At 67.3% G+C, this 18,237-nt stretch carries 17 protein-coding genes; 10 read left to right on the forward strand and 7 right to left on the reverse strand.

The features are described 5' to 3' along the window. Window positions 1-29: 29 nt before the first annotated feature. Genes hemW through rph form a run of 4 tightly spaced genes read right to left on the reverse strand, consistent with a single transcriptional unit; the run spans window position 30 to window position 2,951 of the window. Window positions 30-1,247 (reverse strand): radical SAM family heme chaperone HemW, encoded by a 1,218-nt coding sequence (hemW, locus tag HH110_RS03385; RefSeq protein ID WP_241696378.1) that lies wholly within the window; start codon window positions 1,245-1,247, stop codon window positions 30-32. After that, a complete protein-coding gene (gene rdgB, locus HH110_RS03390; RefSeq protein ID WP_176988320.1) occupies window positions 1,247-1,840 on the reverse strand; it encodes an RdgB/HAM1 family non-canonical purine NTP pyrophosphatase in 594 nt (197 codons plus the stop codon). The genes hemW and rdgB overlap by 1 nt, the downstream gene beginning before the upstream one ends. Next, window positions 1,837-2,226, reverse strand: a complete 390-nt coding sequence (locus tag HH110_RS03395; RefSeq protein ID WP_176988321.1) for a VOC family protein — start codon at window positions 2,224-2,226, stop codon at window positions 1,837-1,839. Before HH110_RS03395 ends, rdgB begins: the two co-directional genes overlap by 4 nt. Further along, window positions 2,223-2,951, reverse strand: coding sequence for a ribonuclease PH (rph, locus tag HH110_RS03400; protein ID WP_176988322.1), 729 nt, complete (start codon window positions 2,949-2,951; stop codon window positions 2,223-2,225). The genes HH110_RS03395 and rph overlap by 4 nt, the downstream gene beginning before the upstream one ends. 121 nt (window positions 2,952-3,072) lie before the next feature. On the opposite strand from rph, the gene HH110_RS03405 reads away from it, so the two are divergent. The 9 genes from HH110_RS03405 (at window position 3,073) to HH110_RS03445 (ending at window position 12,972) form a co-directional block, all read left to right on the forward strand. After that, window positions 3,073-3,933 carry a YicC/YloC family endoribonuclease gene (locus HH110_RS03405; RefSeq protein ID WP_176988323.1) on the forward strand — a complete coding sequence of 287 codons (861 nt, stop codon included), beginning with the start codon at window positions 3,073-3,075 and terminating at the stop codon, window positions 3,931-3,933. Then, a complete protein-coding gene (gene gmk, locus HH110_RS03410; RefSeq protein WP_176988324.1) occupies window positions 3,930-4,595 on the forward strand; it encodes a guanylate kinase in 666 nt (221 codons plus the stop codon). The genes HH110_RS03405 and gmk overlap by 4 nt, the downstream gene beginning before the upstream one ends. Before the next feature lie 112 nt (window positions 4,596-4,707). Further along, on the forward strand, window positions 4,708-5,007 hold the full coding sequence (gene rpoZ, locus HH110_RS03415; RefSeq protein ID WP_176988325.1) for a DNA-directed RNA polymerase subunit omega: 300 nt from the start codon (window positions 4,708-4,710) through the stop codon (window positions 5,005-5,007). A gap of 157 nt (window positions 5,008-5,164) precedes the next feature. After that, entirely contained in the window at window positions 5,165-7,324 is a 2,160-nt protein-coding gene (locus HH110_RS03420) for a bifunctional (p)ppGpp synthetase/guanosine-3',5'-bis(diphosphate) 3'-pyrophosphohydrolase (RefSeq protein WP_176988326.1), read from the forward strand. Between the two features lie 151 nt (window positions 7,325-7,475). Beyond that, window positions 7,476-7,868: a RidA family protein gene (locus tag HH110_RS03425; RefSeq protein WP_176988327.1), complete on the forward strand. Its 393-nt coding sequence runs from the start codon at window positions 7,476-7,478 to the stop codon at window positions 7,866-7,868. Window position 7,869: 1 nt separating this feature from the next. After that, complete coding sequence (recG, locus tag HH110_RS03430; protein WP_176988328.1) at window positions 7,870-9,981, forward strand: ATP-dependent DNA helicase RecG; 2,112 nt, start codon at window positions 7,870-7,872, stop codon at window positions 9,979-9,981. An 88-nt stretch (window positions 9,982-10,069) separates the two neighbouring features. Further along, complete coding sequence (locus HH110_RS03435) at window positions 10,070-11,005, forward strand: nucleoside hydrolase (RefSeq protein ID WP_176988329.1); 936 nt, start codon at window positions 10,070-10,072, stop codon at window positions 11,003-11,005. A gap of 112 nt (window positions 11,006-11,117) precedes the next feature. Beyond that, on the forward strand, window positions 11,118-11,378 hold the full coding sequence (locus tag HH110_RS03440) for a type B 50S ribosomal protein L31 (protein WP_176988330.1): 261 nt from the start codon (window positions 11,118-11,120) through the stop codon (window positions 11,376-11,378). A gap of 316 nt (window positions 11,379-11,694) precedes the next feature. Beyond that, window positions 11,695-12,972, forward strand: coding sequence for a citrate synthase (locus tag HH110_RS03445; RefSeq protein ID WP_088432680.1), 1,278 nt, complete (start codon window positions 11,695-11,697; stop codon window positions 12,970-12,972). Window positions 12,973-13,076: 104 nt separating this feature from the next. On the opposite strand, the gene HH110_RS03450 is transcribed toward HH110_RS03445, so the two are convergent. Continuing rightward, complete coding sequence (locus HH110_RS03450) at window positions 13,077-13,862, reverse strand: helix-turn-helix domain-containing protein (protein WP_176988331.1); 786 nt, start codon at window positions 13,860-13,862, stop codon at window positions 13,077-13,079. 96 nt (window positions 13,863-13,958) lie between these two features. Here HH110_RS03450 and HH110_RS03455 point away from each other — a divergent pair, with 96 nt between their 5' ends. Then, window positions 13,959-14,723, forward strand: coding sequence for an alpha/beta fold hydrolase (locus HH110_RS03455; RefSeq protein WP_176988332.1), 765 nt, complete (start codon window positions 13,959-13,961; stop codon window positions 14,721-14,723). 23 nt (window positions 14,724-14,746) lie between these two features. On the opposite strand, the gene HH110_RS03460 is transcribed toward HH110_RS03455, so the two are convergent. After that, window positions 14,747-15,394 carry a hypothetical protein gene (locus tag HH110_RS03460; protein ID WP_176988333.1) on the reverse strand — a complete coding sequence of 216 codons (648 nt, stop codon included), beginning with the start codon at window positions 15,392-15,394 and terminating at the stop codon, window positions 14,747-14,749. Window positions 15,395-15,627: 233 nt separating this feature from the next. After that, entirely contained in the window at window positions 15,628-18,060 is a 2,433-nt protein-coding gene (locus tag HH110_RS03465; protein ID WP_176988334.1) for a penicillin-binding protein 1A, read from the reverse strand. Window positions 18,061-18,237: the final 177 nt, after the last annotated feature.

The raw sequence follows: 18,237 nt of genomic DNA on the forward strand, positions 1-18,237 counted from the left end.
GCACTACCGTTGAGGCAGGCGCCGTGCCTTCAGGGCAGGAACAGCTCGACGACGTCGTTGGTGAAGCGTCGGCCCAGTTCGGTCGGCGTAGCGCGGTCGCCGCTGACGGTCATCCAGCCGTTGGCCACGGCCACGCCCAGCGGCGCGGCGATCTGCGCGCGGTCCAGGCCGGTGCGCGATTCGAAATCCTTCAGGCCGAACCCCTCATGCAGGCGCAGCAGGTTGAGCATGTACTCGAACGGCAGGCGATCGGCACTGATCACATCGTCGCCGCCGATCGAGGCCGCGGTACCGGCGGTGTCCATGAAGGTCTGCGGGTGCTTGTGCTTCCAGCGGCGCAGCACGTGCTGTTCGGCACCGCTGCTGATCTTGCCGTGCGCGCCGGCGCCGATGCCCAGGTAGTCGCCGAAGCGCCAGTAATTGAGGTTGTGCTGGCTCTGCCGGCCGGGCCTGGCGTAGGCACTGACCTCGTACTGCGCGTAGCCGGCGTCGGCCAGCATCTGCTGGCAGTGCTCCTGGATGTCCCACGCCGAATCCTCGTCGGGGATGCCCTGCGGCGGCCGCGCGAAGAACACGGTGTTCGGTTCCAGCGTGAGCTGGTAATGCGACATGTGCGTGGGCTGCAGCGCGAAGGCGCGCTCCAGGTCATGCTCGGCCTGCGCCAGCGTCTGCTGCGGCAGCGCGTACATCAGGTCGATGTTGAAGTTGTCGTAGCCGGCGTCCTGCGCCAGTTTCACCGCACGCTCGGCCTCGTTGCTGTCGTGGATGCGGCCCAGGCGCTTGAGCGCCTCGTCGTTGAAGGTCTGGATGCCGAAGCTGATCCGGTTCACCCCGGCCGCGCGGTAACGGTCGAAACGCCCGTGCTCGGCGGTGCCCGGGTTGGTCTCCAGGGTCACTTCCAGGTTCGGCGCGAAGCGCAGCCGGGCCGAGGCGGCCTGCAGGAAGCGGTCGATCGCCTCCGGCGGGAACAGGCTGGGCGTGCCGCCACCGAAGAACACACTGCTCACCACCCGGCCCCAGACCAGCGGCAGGTCCTGGTCGAGGTCGCGGATCAGCGCGTCGATGTAGGCCTCGAACGGCAGCTCGCCCTTGGCCGCATGCGAGTTGAAATCGCAGTACGGGCATTTGCGTACGCACCAGGGCAGGTGCACGTACAGCGCCAGCGGCGGTGGCACCAGCCGCGGGGCGTGGTCGTGGTCCCCCGAACAGGCTTCGCCGGGCAGGTGGGAGCAGGAGGCGTGGGGCATCACAGCAGCTCGGGCAGCTTCTGCTTGAGCAGCTGCAGCGCCTTGGCACGGTGGCTCATCGCGTTCTTCAGGTCCGGCGCCATTTCCGCGGCGGTCTGTGCCAGCACCGGGTCCAGGAACAGTGGGTTGTAGCCGAAGCCGTGGCTGCCGCGCAGTTCATCGACGATCACGCCTTCCCAGCTGCCTTCGCAGATCAGCGGCTGCGGGTCATTGGCATGGCGCAACAGCACGATCACCGCGTAGAAGCGGGCGCTGCGGCGCTCGGCCGGCACGTCGCGCATCGCCTCGAGCAGCTTGGCGTTGTTGGCCGCATCGTTGGTGGGGCTGCCGGCATAGCGCGCGCTGTACAGGCCGGGCGCGCCGTCGAGCGCATCCACGATCAGGCCCGAATCGTCGGCCAGCGCGGGCAGGCCGGTGCTCTGGCAGGCATGGCGTGCCTTGATCAGCGCGTTCTCGACGAAGGTCAGGCCGGTTTCCGGCACGTCGCTGACGCCCAGTTCGCCCTGCGCCACGATCTCCAGCGGCAGGCCGCTGAGCATGGCCTGCAGTTCCTTCAGTTTGCCGGCGTTGCCGCTGGCCAGGACCAGTTTCATTGCTTGGGCTCCAGCAGATCCCACGTATTGCCGTACAGGTCGCGGAACACCGCGACCGTTGCGTAGACCTCCTCGCGTGGGGTTTCGAGGAAGGTCACGCCACGCGCGGTCATCGCCGCGTGGTCGCGCCAGAAATCATCGGTGTTCAGGAAGAAGCCGACCCGGCCGCCGGTCTGGTTGCCGATCCGCGCGCGCTGTTCGTCGTTGCTGGCGCGCGCCAGCAACAGGGCGGCCGCGCTGCCGTCGGTCGGCCCGACCACCACCCAGCGCTTGTCGCCCTGGTCGATGTCATCGATCAGGGTGAAGCCCAGCGCGCCGGTGTACCAGGCGATCGCTTCGTCGTAGTCGGCCACCACCAGGGTGGTCAGGGCGATGCGACGGTTCATGCCTGGGCCAGGGCCGCCTGCTGCGCGGCGAACAGATCCTTGATGCCCTTCTCGGCCAGTGCCAGCAGCGCATCCAGCTCATCGCGGCGGAAGGCATGGCCTTCGGCGGTGCCCTGCAGCTCGATGAAGCCGCCGCCGTCGTTCATCACGACGTTCATGTCGGTATCGCAATCGCTGTCTTCGGCGTAATCCAGATCCAGCACCGGGGTGCCGCGGTAGATGCCGACCGAGACGGCGGCAACCGCACCGAAGATCGGGTTGCGCTTGATGTCGCCGCGCTTGATGAGGAAGTTCACCGCGTCGACCAGGGCCACGTACGCACCGGTGATCGCGGCGGTACGGGTGCCGCCATCGGCCTGCAGCACATCGCAGTCGAGCGTGATGGTGCGCTCGCCGAGCGCGCCGCGATCGATGCAGGCGCGCAGGGTGCGGCCGATCAGGCGCTGGATCTCCAGCGTGCGGCCCCCCTGCTTGCCGCGGGCGGCTTCGCGATCGTTACGGGTGTGGGTCGAACGCGGCAGCATGCCGTACTCGGCGGTCACCCAGCCTTCGCCCTTGCCACGCAGGAAGCCCGGCACGCGGTTTTCCACGCTGGCCGTGCACAGCACGCGGGTCTCACCGAAGCTGACCAGGACCGAGCCCTCGGCGTGACGGGTGAAGGCGCGCTCGATGCGCACTTCGCGCAGCTGGTCGGCCTGGCGGCCGCTGGGACGGGAATCAGTCATGCTCAAGTTCCGGTAAGACGGGGGGATGCGGGGCCACGCCCGGGCCGGGGACCGGCGGGCGAGGAGGCTCTGAGGAGACCGCTAGGGTACCATTTGCACTTTGAGAGCACCGGAAACCCGCATGATTCGAAGCATGACCGCCTATGCCAACGGCGAGCGCGCCACCCGCTGGGGCACGCTGGCCTGCGAGCTGCGCTCGGTCAACCACCGGTTCCTGGAGGTCGGCGTGCGCCTGCCCGAAGAACTGCGTGCGTTGGAGCCGCACCTGCGCGAGCGCGTCGCTTCGCGCTGCAGCCGCGGCAAGATCGATCTGGTCATGCGCCTGCGCGCGCCGGAGGTCACCGGTGCCCTGGTGGTCAACGATGCGCTGCTCGGCCAGCTCGGCGAGCTGGCGAGCCGGTTGTCCTCGGGCTTCCCGAGCCTGCAGGTGAGTTTCACCGAGCTGCTGCAGATGCCGGGCGTGATGCAGGGTGAGGCGGTCGATGCCGCCGCGCTGCATGCCGAAGCCCTGGCCCTGCTGGATACCGCGCTGGACGGCTTCGTCGCCGCGCGTGAACGTGAGGGCGACAAGCTCGCCACCGCGATCCAGGAGCGCGTGGACAGCATCGAGCGCATCGCCGCCGAGGTCACCACCCTGATCCCGCTGATCCGCGAAGGCCAGCGCACCAAGCTGGCCGCCCGCCTGGCCGACCTGCCGCACCCGGTCGATCCCGGCCGCGCCGAGCAGGAGCTGGTGATGTGGCTGCAGAAGCTGGACGTGGATGAGGAGCTGGACCGCCTGGGCAGCCACATCGCCGAGATCCGCCGCGTCTTCACGCAGCGCGAGCCGGTCGGCCGCCGCCTGGACTTCCTGCTGCAGGAGTTCAACCGCGAGGCCAACACGCTGGGCTCCAAGTCGGTGGACAGCCGCACCTCCAATGCCGCCGTCGAGCTGAAGGTGCTGATCGACCAGATCCGCGAACAGGTGCAGAACATCGAATGAGCAGCCAGACCCCGCCCGTCGGTGCGCCTGCACGCGGCACCCTGTACATCGTGGCCGCGCCCTCCGGCGCCGGCAAGAGCAGCATCGTCAACGCCACCCTGGCCCGCGACCCGCAGATCGCCCTGTCGATCTCGTTCACCTCGCGCGCCACCCGCCCGGGTGAAATCAACGGCGAGCACTACCACTTCGTCAGCGCCGAGGAATTCGAATCGATGATCGCCGCCGGCGACTTCTTCGAGCATGCCTGGGTGCATGGCGACTGGAAGGGCACCGCGCGGCAGTCGGTCGAGCCGCAGCTGTCGGCCGGCCAGGACGTGCTGCTGGAGATCGACTGGCAGGGCGCCCAGCAGGTCCGCCAGCTGGTGCCGGGCACGGTCACGGTGTTCATCCTGCCGCCGTCCAAGCAGGCACTGCAGGACCGGATGCGCAAGCGCGGGCAGGACAGCGAGGCGGTGATCGCCCAGCGCCTGGCCGCCGCGCGTGAAGAAATGCTGCACTTCAACGACTTCGACTACGTGATCGTCAACGAAGTCTTCGAGACCGCGGTGGATGAACTCTGCGCGATCTTCACGGCCAGCCGCCTGCGCCGCGAGGCCCAGAAGGTCCGCCACGCGGGCCTCATCCAGGCCCTGCTGACCCAGGACCCGCCCACAAACGACTGATTCCAAACGGGGTGCTAGCCGGTTGGCTTGATTTTGTCCAGCCCTCACGGGTACAATCCGTCCCCTTTCCCTCATTCGATTGAGCAGCCCTCACCGGCTGCCGGGAGCCCGCATGGCCCGCATCACCGTAGAAGATTGTCTGGAAGTCGTGAACAACCGTTTCGAACTGGTCATGATGGCGTCCAAGCGCGCCCGTCAGCTGGCCAATGGCGTCCAGGCCACCCTGGACAACAGCGAAACCGAAGACAAGCCGACCGTGCTGGCGCTGCGCGAAATTGCCGCCCGCAAGATCGACAACGCCCTGATCGACGAAGTCGAGAAGTCCGAGCGCGAGCGTGCCGAGCGTGAAGCACTGGAATGGGCCGCTGCCGAAGTCGTCGCCGACGAAGACATGTCCAAGAACGACGACTGATCGCCTCGCGCGTCCGTTGTTGTTGCTGCGAACAGCCCGCCTTTTGGCGGGCTGTTTCGTTTGTGCCGGCAGTGGCCGCGGCCGGAGCGTGTTGTTGCAGGTGAAACTCCCTGTTCAGGGATTTGCCGATATCACGCCGCTGGCATAGTCTTTGAGCATGAACCCAGGCCCCACTGCCAAGGTCGCCACGCCCGCCGGCGCGGCCGTACCCGACTATGTCCTCCAGCTTGAGCGCGCAGCGCACTATCTGCCGCCCGATCAACTGCCGCTGCTGCGCCGCGCCTGGGAAGTAGGCGCTGCCGCGCATGCCGGCCAGACCCGCAAGTCGGGCGAGCCCTATATCACCCACCCGGTCGCCGTGGCCCAGGTGCTGGCCGAGCTCGGCCTGGACGTGGAGGCGTTGATCGCCGCGATCCTGCACGACACCATCGAAGACACGCCGCTGACCCGCGAGGAGCTGGCCGCCGAGTTCGGCGAAGCCGTGGCCGAGCTGGTCGATGGCGTCACCAAGCTGGACAAGCTGAAGTTCCGCGACCGCCAGGAAGCGGCGGCGGAGAGCTTCCGCAAGATGCTGCTGGCGATGTCGCGCGACCTGCGCGTGATCATGATCAAGCTGGCCGACCGCCTGCACAACATGCGCACGCTCGGCGCGCAGAGCCGCGAGGCGCGCGGCCGGATCGCACGCGAGACGCTGGAGATCTACGCCCCGATCGCGCAGCGGCTGGGCATGAGCCTGGTCAAGAGCGAGCTGCAGAACCTGGGCTTCAAGGCGCTGTACCCGTGGCGCCACGCGATCCTGGAAAAACACATCCGCAGCCAGCCGGTGGTCCGCCGCGAGGCGATGGCGCAGGTGGAGGTACAGCTGAGCCAGCGCCTGGCCAAGGAAGGGCTGGAACACCGCCTGGTCAGCCGCATCAAGACGCCGTGGAGCATCTACAACAAGATGTGCGACGAGAACAAATCCTTCGATCAGGTGATGGATGTGTTCGGGTTCCGGTTGGTGGTGCGCAACGTGCCCAACTGCTATCACGCGCTGGGTTCGGTGCATGCCACGTTCAAACCGCTGGATGGGCGCTTCCGCGATTTCATCGCGATCCCCAAGGCCAACGGCTACCAGTCGCTGCATACGGTGTTGTTCGGGCCGTACGGCTCACCGATCGAGGTGCAGATCCGCACCGAAGAGATGGACCTGATCGCCGAGCGTGGCGTGGCGGCGCACTGGACGTACAAGTTCGGTGGCGATTCACCCAACAGCGCGCAGAGCCGCGCACATGCGTGGATCGTGGAGTTGATCGATTCGCAGCGGGCCGCCGGCTCGTCGCTGGAGTTCCTGGACAACGTCAAGGTGGACCTGTTCCCGGACGAGGTCTATCTGTTCACGCCCAAGGGCAAGATCCTGGCCTTGCCGCGCAATTCCACCGCGCTCGATTTCGCGTATGCGGTGCATACCGACGTGGGCAACATGGCGGTGGCTTCGCGGGTCGACAAGAAGCTGGTCCCGCTGCGCACGAAACTGGTCAGCGGGCAGACGGTGGAAGTGATCACCGCCCGTTCGGCCACGCCGAAGCCGCAGTGGCTGGAGTTCGTGGTCAGTTCGAAGGCGCGTACCGCGATCCGTCACCAGCTCAAGCAGCTGGAACACGAGGACGCCGTGCAGTTGGGCCACCGGATGCTGGACCGCGCGCTGGAGGCGATGGACAGCTCGCTGGAGCGCCTGCCGAAGGGGCGCCTGGATGCCTTCCTGGCCGAACACCGGTACCCGCGCCTGGAGGCGCTGCTGGCCGAGGTGGCACTGGGCAACTGGATGCCGAACCAGGCCGCGCAGGCACTGATGGCGTATGCGGAGCTGCGCGGCGGGGCGCATTCCAAGCATTCGCAGGAAAAGATCCTGATCAACGGCAGCGAGCGCGGGGTGGTGAGCTTCGCGAACTGCTGCCAGCCGATCCCGGGCGACGACATCATGGGGTACCACACGGCCGGCAAGGGCATCGTGGTGCACCGGCTGGATTGCCCGAACCTGGCGGAACTGCGCAAGTCGCCGGAGCGCTGGATGCCGATCGGGTGGGATACGACGGTGTCGGGCGACTACGATACGTCGCTGATCGTGGAGGTCGAGAACGGGACCGGCGTGCTGGCACAGTTGGCGGCGGCGATCGCGCAGAGCCATTCGAACATCGAGCGCGTGGATTATCTGGATCGCGATTTCAATGCGGCGGTGCTGTGCTTCAACGTGCAGGTGCGTGATCGGAACCATCTGGCGGAAGTGATGCGCAGGCTGCGGCGTTTGTCCGTGGTGCAGTCGGTACGGCGGCAATGATTGCCCCGGTGGCCGGCCGGATGACAGCATTCCGGTAGATCCACGCCATGCGTGGATGCTCTCCGTTCCGGCACCGCGAAGCCACGCATGGCGTGGTGCTACCCGTTCCGGCGGTACAATTGCGTTCCCCCTTTTGAACCGTGGAGCTCCCATGTCCCGTCAGATCATCACCAGTGCCAAGGCCCCGGCCGCCATCGGTCCGTATTCGCAGGCCGTGCGTGCGGGCAATACCGTGTATTTCTCGGGCCAGATTCCGCTGGATCCGGCCACCGGTGAGATCGTCGGTGTGGGCGATATCGAGGCGCAGGCGCGCCGTGCGTTCGACAACCTGAAGGCCGTGGCCGAAGAAGCCGGTGGTTCGCTGGATCAGATCGTCCGTCTGGGCCTGTACCTCACCGATCTGGGCGAGTTCGCCAAGGTCAATGCGGTCATGCAGGACTACTTCAAGGCGCCGTTCCCGGCCCGCTCCACCATCGAAGTCGCGGGTCTGCCGAAGGCCGCCAACTTCGAAGTCGATGCGGTGATGGTGCTCGACCAGGCCTGACGTGGCGCGGTCACGGGCTCCTGCACCGGCGCTGGCCGCGGCCGGGGAGGCATCGTTGTCGATGCTCTCCGGTATCGGGCCGGCGGTGGCGATCAAGCTGGCCGCCCGTGGCCTGTCTTCGCTGCAGGACCTGTGGCTGCATCTGCCGCTGCGCTATGAGGACCGGACCCGGCTGACCACCATCGCGGCGCTGCAGCCGGGGGTGGCGGCACAGGTGGAGGGGCGGGTGAGCGCGGTCGAGCGCGGCTTCCGCTATCGGCCGGTGCTCAAGGTGGCGATCGAGGATGATTCGTACGGCACGCTGGTGCTGCGGTTCTTCCATTTCCGCGCCCAGCAGGTGTCGCAGTTCGCCGTGGGCACGCGGATCCGCTGCTTTGGCACCGCCAAGCCCGGCCATCACGGGCTGGAGATCGTCCATCCCAGTTACCGGGTGATGGGCGGCAGTGAAGATGATGCGCTGGGCGACAGCCTCGATCCGGTCTATCCGGCGGTCGAAGGCGTGGGCCCGGCGACGATGCGGAAGTTCATCGGGCTGGCGCTGGACAGGTTGCCCGAAGAATCGACGCTGGAATTGTTGCCCGCTGGCTGGTTGTCCGGCCTGGGCCTGCCATCGCTGCGCAGTGCGCTGTTGACCGTGCACCGGCCACCGCCGGACGCGGATCTTGCCGCGCTGGCCGCAGGCCGGCATCCGGCGCAACGCCGGCTGGCCATCGAGGAATTGTTGGCCCACCACCTGAGCCTGCGCCGCCAGCGCATGGCGTTGCAGGCGCACCACGCGCCGTCGCTGCGCGGGCAGGGCCTGCTGGTGGCGCAGCTGCGCGACAGCCTGCCGTTCCAGTTGACCGGTGCGCAGCAGCGCGTGTTCGAGCAGATCCGCAAGGACCTGGCCAAGGCGCATCCGATGCTGCGGCTGGTGCAGGGCGATGTCGGCTCCGGCAAGACCGTGGTCGCCGCGTTGGCGGCGATGCTGGCGGTGGAGCGGGGCAAGCAGGTCGCATTGGCCGCACCCACCGAGCTGCTGGCCGAGCAGCACATGAACAATCTGCGCGCCTGGCTGGAGCCGCTGGGCGTGCGCACGGCGTGGCTGGCCGGCAAGGTCACCGGCAGGGCGCGCACCAGGGTCCTGGCCGAGGTCGCCTCGGGCGAGGCCCAGGTGGTGGTCGGGACGCATGCGCTGATGCAGGACAGCGTGGTGTTCAAGGACCTGGCACTGGCCATCGTCGATGAGCAGCACCGTTTCGGCGTGCACCAGCGGCTGGCACTGCGCGACAAGGGCGCGGACGGGCGCAGCGTGCCGCACCAGCTGGTGATGACCGCCACCCCGATTCCGCGCACGCTGGCGATGTCCGAGTATGCCGATCTGGATGTCTCGGCGATCGATGAGCTGCCGCCCGGGCGTACGCCGGTGCAGACCGTGGCACTCAACAATGATCGCCGTCCGGAGCTGATCGAACGCATCTCGGTGGCCTGCCGCGAAGGCCAGCAGGTGTACTGGGTCTGCACGCTGATCGAGGAAAGCGAAGAGCTGGACGCCACCCCGGCGCAGGCCACGTTCGAGTCGCTGCAGGCGCTGTTGCCGGGCGTGCGGGTGGGGCTGGTGCATGGGCGGCTGAAGGCGAGCGAGAAGCTGGCCACGATGGTCGCCTTCAAGGCCGGTGAGATCGATCTGCTGGTGGCCACCACGGTCATCGAGGTCGGCGTGGACGTGCCGAATGCGTCGTTGATGATCATCGAGAACGCCGAGCGCCTCGGCTTGGCCCAGCTGCACCAGCTGCGCGGCCGGGTAGGGCGCGGCTCCGCGGTGTCGCGCTGCGTGCTGCTGTACCAGGCGCCGTTGTCGAACATGGCGCGTGAGCGGCTGGAAACGATGCGGCAGACCAACGATGGCTTCCTGATCGCCGAGAAGGATCTGGAGCTGCGTGGCCCCGGCGAGCTGCTGGGCACGCGGCAGACCGGCCTGGCCGGGTTCCGCATGGCCGATCTGGCCCGCGATGCGGATCTGCTGCCGGGCGTGCACGCGCTTGCCGAGCGGCTGCTGGTGGAGGCGCCCGAGGTGGCCGATCAGGTGGTGCGGCGCTGGATCGGCACGGCCGTGCGGTACGCGTCGGCATAGCGCGCCGCCAAGCGGAGTGGGCGGGCACCGCCTTGTATTTGTCATGGCAGGGTGCGAAAGTCCCTTGCCGATTATCAAGACGGCAACGATGAGCAAGAAGATTCCGCTGTTGATCGACACCGACCCGGGTGTCGATGATGCCCTGGCCCTGTTGATGGCCTTCGCCGATGAGCGCCACGATATCGTTGGCCTGACCATCGCCGCCGGCAACGTTGGCCTGGACCACACGGTCCGCAATGCCCTGAAACTGTGCGAAGTGGCTGGCCGCGAAGACGTGCCGGTCTACGCCGGTACCGCCGATCCGCTGCTGCACCCCTCGGTCGATGCCGCCCATGTGCACGGCGCCGATGGTTTTGGCGACGTCAACCTGCCGGCCGCCAAGCGCCAGGCCGAGGCCGAGCACGCCGCGCTGGCGATCCTGCGCCTGTCGCACGAATACGCCGGCGAACTGTTCCTGGTCGCACTCGGTCCGCTGACCAACCTGGCCCTGGCCCTGAAGCTCGACCCGACCCTGCCGCAGCGCGTGAAGCGCTTCCTGGTGATGGGCGGGGCGGTGACCTGCCACGGCAACATCACCCCGGCCGCCGAGTTCAACATCGCGTTCGATCCGGAGGCGGCGCACATCGTGTTCACCGGCTTCCCGCACATCGAAGTGGCGGATTGGGAAGCCACCGTGGCCCATGGCCTGCTGCATGCCGATGTGGAGCAGTGGCTGGCCGCGGACAGCGACAAGGCCCGTTTCTACGAGCTGATCTCGCGCCAGACCCGCCTGTGGTCCGAAGACAGCCGGGGCGAGCGCTGGTACGCCGCCGATGCCCTGGCGATGGCCTGGGCGCTGCAGCCGGAAGGCGCGCTGCGGGTCGAATCGCGTCCCCTGAACGTGGAACTGGCCGGTGTGCACAGCCGGGGTGCTACCATTGTCGACTGGAACCGCCAGACCGGGCAGCCGGACAACACCCAGCTGCTGATGGCCTACGACCAGGGTCGATTCGAGACCCAGGTGAGGGCGGCACTCGGCGTCTGACGACGCCGCTGCGGCGGACCTTTCGCACGGTTGATGGACCCGGCTTGCCCTTTGCGGCGGCCGGGACTATAATGCCGCTCTTGACCACCAGCCCTTATTACGGTGCGCGCCCATGAAGGCCGATATTCATCCTGCTTACCGCGACGTGGTTTTCCACGACGTTACCTCTGATTTCAAGATCCTGACCCGTTCGACCATGTCCACCAAGGACACGATCAAGTGGGAAGACGGCAACGATTACCCGCTCGTCAAGGTTGAAATCTCCTCGGCTTCGCATCCGTTCTACACGGGCAAGCACAAGGTGATCGACACCAGCGGCCGTATCGACAAGTTCCAGAAGCGTTTCGGCAAGCCGGCGCCGACCGCAGCCTGATCTGTCGACGCAGCTGCTTGAAAACAACGGTCGCCTTAGCGGCCGTTGTTTTTTGTTGTTTCCGGATTGCTGAACGCCAGGTGAGGCCCACATGCCCCGCCGACGGAACGCTGTGTCCGTGACGCCGCGCCAGCCCTTGTGCGCGCTGTGATGACGCCTTCCGCGCGATCCGGAACCTGCGTCTACGACTTCCGTCCTAGGGCGTCGAAAATGTTGCTGTGCGATAATGGCGGGATCCACGATAACGATCGTGGACTTCCTTCACGTGCCTGACCCATGCGCTTGGGCGGGCGCCTTCCCTCGAGGAGCGCACACAGTGTCCGATCTTGATCAGGTCACGCTCAACGCCGGCGACAAGTCGGTTGTTCTGCCAGTCATCAAACCCACGCTCGGCAACGATTGCGTCGATATCTCGAAGCTGACCAAGGAAACCGGTCTCTTCACTTACGACTCCGGCTTCACCGCCACCGCCAGCTGCAAGTCCGCCATCACCTACATCGACGGTGACAAGGGCGTGCTGCTGTATCGCGGCTATCCCATCGAGCAGCTCTCGGAAAAGTCGAGCTACGTCGAAGTGGCCTACCTGCTGATCAACGGCGAGCGTCCGAGCGCCGAGCAGCTGAAGGCCTTCACCGACGAGCTGGCGGCCGAAGCCGATGTGGATCCGTCGATCAACACGCTGATCGGCAGCTTCGCCAAGGATGCCCATCCGATGGCCATCCTGACCGCCGCCATCGCGCAGTTGTCGGGCATCTACCACGCCTCGCTGGACCTGTCCGACGCCGAACAGCGTCGCCACGCCGCGGTGCGCCTGATCGCCAAGGTGCCGACCCTGTCGGCCCTGATCTACCGCCACGGCAAGGGCCTGCCGGCCAACAAGCCGGACACCTCGCTGGATTACGTCAGCCGCTTCCTGAAGCAGACCTTCGAGTCCGCCGATGGCCAGTACGAGCTGAACCAGGACGTGGTCAAGGCGCTGGACCTGCTGTTCATCCTGCACGCCGATCACGAGCAGAACGCCTCGACCTCGACCGTGCGCCTGGTCGGTTCGACCGGTGCCAACCCGTACGCGTCGGTCGCCGCTGGCGTCACCGCGCTGTGGGGTCCGGCCCACGGCGGTGCCAACGAAGCCGTGCTGAAGATGCTGGAAGAGATCGGTTCGGCCGACAACGTCGAGTCCGCCGTGCTCAAGGCCAAGGACAAGACCTCCGGCTTCCGCCTGATGGGCTTCGGCCACCGCGTGTACAAGAACTTCGACCCGCGCGCCAAGGTCATCGGTGAGATGACCGGCAAGGTGCTCAAGCAGCTGGGCGTGCAGGATCCGCTGCTGGACGTCGCCGTCAAGCTGGAGCAGGCCGCGCTGCAGGACGACTACTTCGTCGCCCGCAAGCTGTACCCGAACGTCGATTTCTACAGCGGCATCATCTACAAGGCGCTGCAGATCCCGACCGAAATGTTCACCGTCATGTTCGCCCTGGGCCGTACTTCCGGCTGGGTCGCACATTGGCTGGAACAGCAGGTCGATCCGGAAATGAAGATCGGCCGTCCGCGCCAGGTCTACACCGGCAGCGACGTGCGCGACTACCAGGGCTGATCGCTCCGGCAGGTCGTGATGAAAACGCCCCGCATCGCGGGGCGTTTTTTTTGCCTGTCCCTTCCTGCGCGGGCAACCGGCCTTACCAGTTGGCCGTGCGGTTTCTACGTCGTCCGCCGGGTCTCCAGATAGCGGCTGGGCGATTCCCCCACTGCACGCCGGAACGCCGCCGAAAACGCGCTGGGGCTGGTGTATCCGAGGTCCAGCGCCACCCGGGTGACCGGCTGCCCGGCACCCAGGCGTTCGATCGCGGCGAGCAGGCAGACCTGCTGGCGCCATTCGGCAAATCCCACCCCGGTGTCCGCGCGGAACTGGCGGGTGAACGTGCGTCGGCTCATGCCTGCCTCGGCGGCCACCGCATCGAGCGTGGAGGCGATCGAGGGCGCGTCGAACACCTGCTGGCAGGCACGCGCAAGGCGTGGGTCGCGGGGCAACGGCGCATGCAGTGACAGGCGTGGCATCACCGCGATCTCTGCGACCAGCAACTGCATCAGCCGGCCGGCACGACCGTCCTGGTCGTACATCGCCGGCAGGTCGGCCGCATCGTCCATCAGGTGCCGCAGCAACGCCGATACGGCATGTACGCCGCAGCGCGCTGGCAACCGGGCCGCCGCCACTTCCTCCGCCGCCACGAACACATTGAGCATCGTGACCGGGCCACGCATCGCCATGGCGTGGGCGACGCCTGCGGGCACCCAGCACGCACGCTGCGGTGGCACCAACCAGTGTCCCTCGGGCGTGGTGAGGCTGATGGTGCCGCGCGAGGCAAACGCGAACTGACCGCGCCGATGCGCGTGGTCAGGGAAGACGGATCCGGCGGCGTAGTCGTTGGCGGTGACCACCACGGCGCGGGGCAGATCTTCATAGGGATCGAGCAGGGTATTGCGCATGGCCCGGATTCTATCGCCATCGGCCTGATATCGACGGCGGGCCACGCGCCGCCACCCTAACATCGCGGCCCAACCCCACACCCGCACGGTGCAGCCATGCCCACTACCTTTCATCGCGTCGGCACCGGCGCACATCCCGTGCTGGTGCTGCACGGCTGGTTCGGCGACGCGCACGCCTTCGAACCGATCGAGCCGTGGCTGTCCGGTGGAATCTTCAGCTACGTCTTCATGGACTGTCGCGGCTACGGTGGCATGCGCGCCGCACGCGGTGATTACACGATCGACGAGATCGCCAACGATGCGCTGACCCTGGCCGACACGCTGGGCATCGAGACCTTCAGCCTGATCGGTCATTCGATGGGCGGCATGGCCATCGAGCGGATCGCGGTCCTCGCCCCGGATCGCGTGCGCGCGCTGGTGGCCGTCGCGCCCGTGCCCTGTGGTGGCATTGCCTATGATCCGCCGACGCGGCAGCTGCTTGAAGCGGCCGCGGGCAGCGCGGACATCCGCCGGGGAATCATTGATCGCAGCACCGGCGGACGACTTCCCGCCGCGTGGCTGGACTGGAAGGCGCGGTACTCGATGGAGCACGCCTGCCCGGAGGCCTTCGCAGCCTATTTCACGGCATGGGCCGACACCGACTTCAGCACGGAGATCGTCGGCCGGCACCCGGTGAAGGTGCTGGTCGGCGAGCACGATCCGATCTTCCATCGCGCGCTGATGGAACAGACCTACCTGCGCCGCTACGCGCACGCGTCCGTGGAGGTGATCGGCAACGCAGGGCACTACCCCATGAACGAAACGCCGCTGGCACTGGTGGCCGCCATCGAGGCGTTCCTCGCGCCGTTCGGTGATCGCTGAGCGGCGTCGAACGCGCGGCGGCCTCAGCGGCTGCCCAGGTAGCCTTCGATCTCGCTCTCGGCCAGCAGCTCACGCACCTGCGCGGCCGACGCGCGCCGCATCGGCTTCTCATCGATGGCCGACAGCGGTGGCTGGCGCAGGCCGTCGTAGGGGAGCACGGCGATGTCGAAGGTCAGGTCCTCGGCGCTGAATACCCACACCGGTGCGTCCAGGGTGCGCTCGCGGTCCAGCCGCAGCCGCCGCGTGCGCGATTCGGCCGGAATGGCGTGTTCCTCGAGATGGCGCTGCACCGCATCGGCGTCATCGCTGTGCACCTGCAGCTGCACGGGGCTGTTGGCGTCGGCGGTGCCATCGAGCACCGGGCCGCACAGCCGCGGCGAGAAGGCCTGCAGAAAGTCCATCGCACGCAGGGCCGCTTCACGGCGCAGGCGCAGCTGCGCGCCATGGTCGGCACCGGCAAACAGCCGCTGGTACTCGCGCAGCGCGTCTTCGATCTCGGTGTTGCGGGGCAGGGAGGCATCGTCGTGGATGCCGAGCCGGGTGGCGGCCTTGAGCTTGGCCTGGTGGTAGTCGCGGATGCCGCCCTCGGCCATCAGGCGGGCGGCCTCGTGCGCCAGCTGGTGGCGGCGCTCCCGGGTCTGCGTGGCTGCATGCTGGCGGGCTCGATGCATGACCGGAACTCCTTGGCGACCTGCACGGCAATGTACACCGGCGATGTGACAGGCGGGTAGAGCCACGCCATGCGTGGCTGTGCCTGCGATCAGGGATGCGTGCAGCCACCCATGGGGTGGCTCTACCGGGGCGGTGGGGCGGACGATACGCAGGAGGGGGGGCGAACAAAAAAAGGCCGGGCAGTGCCCGGCCTGTGTTCCATCGCGGCGCCGGGCGTACCCGGCGCACGCGGTCAGAAGATATCGAACGCGGCGTCGTCGGCCTGCGGGGTGTGGCTGTTGAAGTCGTACTCCTCCAGCTTCTCCATGTCCTCCACCTTGACCCACTCGGTCGCGCCGTTGAGCGTGGCCTGGACCATGCCCGACGGCGGCTCGTTCTGCGCGATCGGGGTGTCCTTCAGCGCGACGCGCATGTACTCGATCCAGATCGGCAGGGCGGCGCGGCCGCCATACTCGCGGTAGCCGAGCGAGCGGAAGTCGTCGCGGCCCACCCACACGGTGGTCGCGTACGGGCCACCGAAACCGGAGAACCAGGCATCGCGGTGATCGTTGGTCGAGCCGGTCTTGCCGCCCACGTCTTCGCGGCCGAGCACCTTGGCCGCCGTACCGGTACCGCGCTGGACCACGTCGCGCATCATCGAGTTGAGCTGGTACGCCGTGCGGGCATCGATCGCGCGCGGGGCGACCTTGGCGTCCGGGTTGACCGGGGCCGGGGCTTCTTCCACGGCGGCCGTGGCGGCGGCCTGCTGCGGCTTGGCCGGTGCGGCGTTGGCCGCGGGCGCGGAGCCGAAGTTGAAGCCGTCCACGACCTGGCTGACCGGCATGCCGCTGGTGCCGGCGCAATCGCGGCAGGCGATGGCCGGGTTTTCCTTGAACACTTCCACGCCATCGCGGTCGGTGACCCGGTCGATCAGCCAGGTGTCCACGCGCGAGCCGCCGTTGGCGAACACGGCATAGCCGCGCGCCACCGAGAGCGGGGTCAGCGAGGCGGTGCCCAGCGACATCGACAGGTTCGGCGGCAGCTCGGCCTCGGCGAAGCCGAACTCGCTGATGTACTTGCGCGCGTAATCCACGCCCATGCCATCGAGCAGGCGCACCGAGACCAGGTTGCGCGACTGCACCAGCGCTTCACGCAGGCGCATCGGGCCACGGAAGCCGCCGCCGTCGTTCTGCGGCGACCAGGTCTTGCCGCGGCGGTCGCGGAACACGACCGGGGCGTCGAGCACGATGGAGGCCGGGTTGAAGCCCTTGTCGAAGGCGGCCGCATAGATGAACGGCTTGAAGCTCGAGCCCGGCTGGCGGCGGGCCTGGGTGGCACGGTTGAACTTGTTGCCGGAGAAGCTGAAGCCGCCGACCAGCGCCCTCAATGCGCCGTTTTCCGCGTCCAGCGAAACCAGAGCGGCCTGGCCGCGCGGGATCTGGTCGAGCAGCCACTCGCCCTCCTTCTCGCCGGCCCGCACGCGCACGATATCGCCGCGGGTCACCAGCTTGGCCGGGGTCTTGTTGGTCCAGCGGGCGGCGCTGGCGGGCAGCACCACTTCGCTGCGGTTGCCCAGCACCACGGTCGCGCTGCCATCGGCGGCGGTCGCAGCCACGATCGCCGGCAGCAGGCCGGTCTGTGCGGGAATGCCGGACAGCTTGGTGGCCAGCGCGGCGGCATCGGCGTCGGCCGGGACCTCCACGTGCTGCTCCACGCCGTGCCAGCCGTGGCGGTGGTCGTAGGCCAGCAGGCCATCGCGCACCGACAGGTTGGCCGCGGTCTGCAGCTCGGCGTTGATCGTGGTGGTCACGTGGTAGCCCTTGTTGACCACGTCGCCGCCGAAGCGGGCGATCATTTCCTGGCGGACCAGTTCGGCCACGTAGGGGGCTTCCACCTGCAGCGGCGGCTCATGTGCGGTGGCGTGCATCGGCACGGCCTTGGCCGCGTCGGCCTCGGCCTGGGAGATGAAGCCCAGGCTGGCCATGCGCTGCAGCACATAGTAGTCGCGGCGCTCGCGGGCGCGCTCGGGGTTGCTGATCGGGTTGCCGGAGGAGGGGAACTTGGGGATGCCGGCCAGCGAGGCCATCTCGTCGAGGTCCAGCTCGCCCAGCTTCTTGCCGTAATAGAACTCGGCCGCGGCGGCCACGCCATAGGCGCGGTTGCCGAAGAAGCTCTTGTTGAGGTACAGCTCGAAGATCTCGTCCTTGCTCAGCTCGCTCTCGATCTTGCGCGCCAGCAGGATCTCGGCCAGCTTGCGGGTGTAGCTGTACTCCGAGCTCAGGAAGAACTGGCGGGCGACCTGCTGGGTGATGGTCGAACCGCCGGGCACGCGCTTGTCGTTGGTGGTGGCCAGCAGCCAGACCGCGCGGCCGATGCCCTTGTAGTCCACGCCGCCGTGCTCGTAGAAGCGCGCGTCCTCGGTGGCCAGGAAGGCCTGCTTGAGGCGCTCGGGGACGTCCTTCATGGTGATGGGAGTGCGCCGGGTCTCGCCGAACACCGCCATCAGCTTGCCATCGCTGGCATAGACGTACATGGGCTCCTGCATCTCCACGTCGCGCAGGGTCTGCACGTCCGGGAGCTTGGAGGAGACGGCGTAGTACAGGCCACCGGCAACCGCGGCGCCGATCAATGCCAGGACCAGGAACGCGACCAGCATCCAGCGCAGCCAACGGCGAAGACGTGTCATCAGTGACAGATTCCGATTGCGAATTTCGTGGTCGCAGAGTATAGATTACGCAAGGGAACGGCTGGGGTTGTTCCTGGGGAGAGCAGTCGATCACCGTCTGGGGACGCGTGAAACGAGCACTGGTGCTCGTTTTACAGCTTGACGGTTGCGATTTGCAAAAAAAACGTTATTAATGCG

The sequence above is a fragment of the Stenotrophomonas sp. SAM-B genome (assembly GCF_013387485.1).
GTDB lineage: Bacteria > Pseudomonadota > Gammaproteobacteria > Xanthomonadales > Xanthomonadaceae > Stenotrophomonas > Stenotrophomonas maltophilia_AA.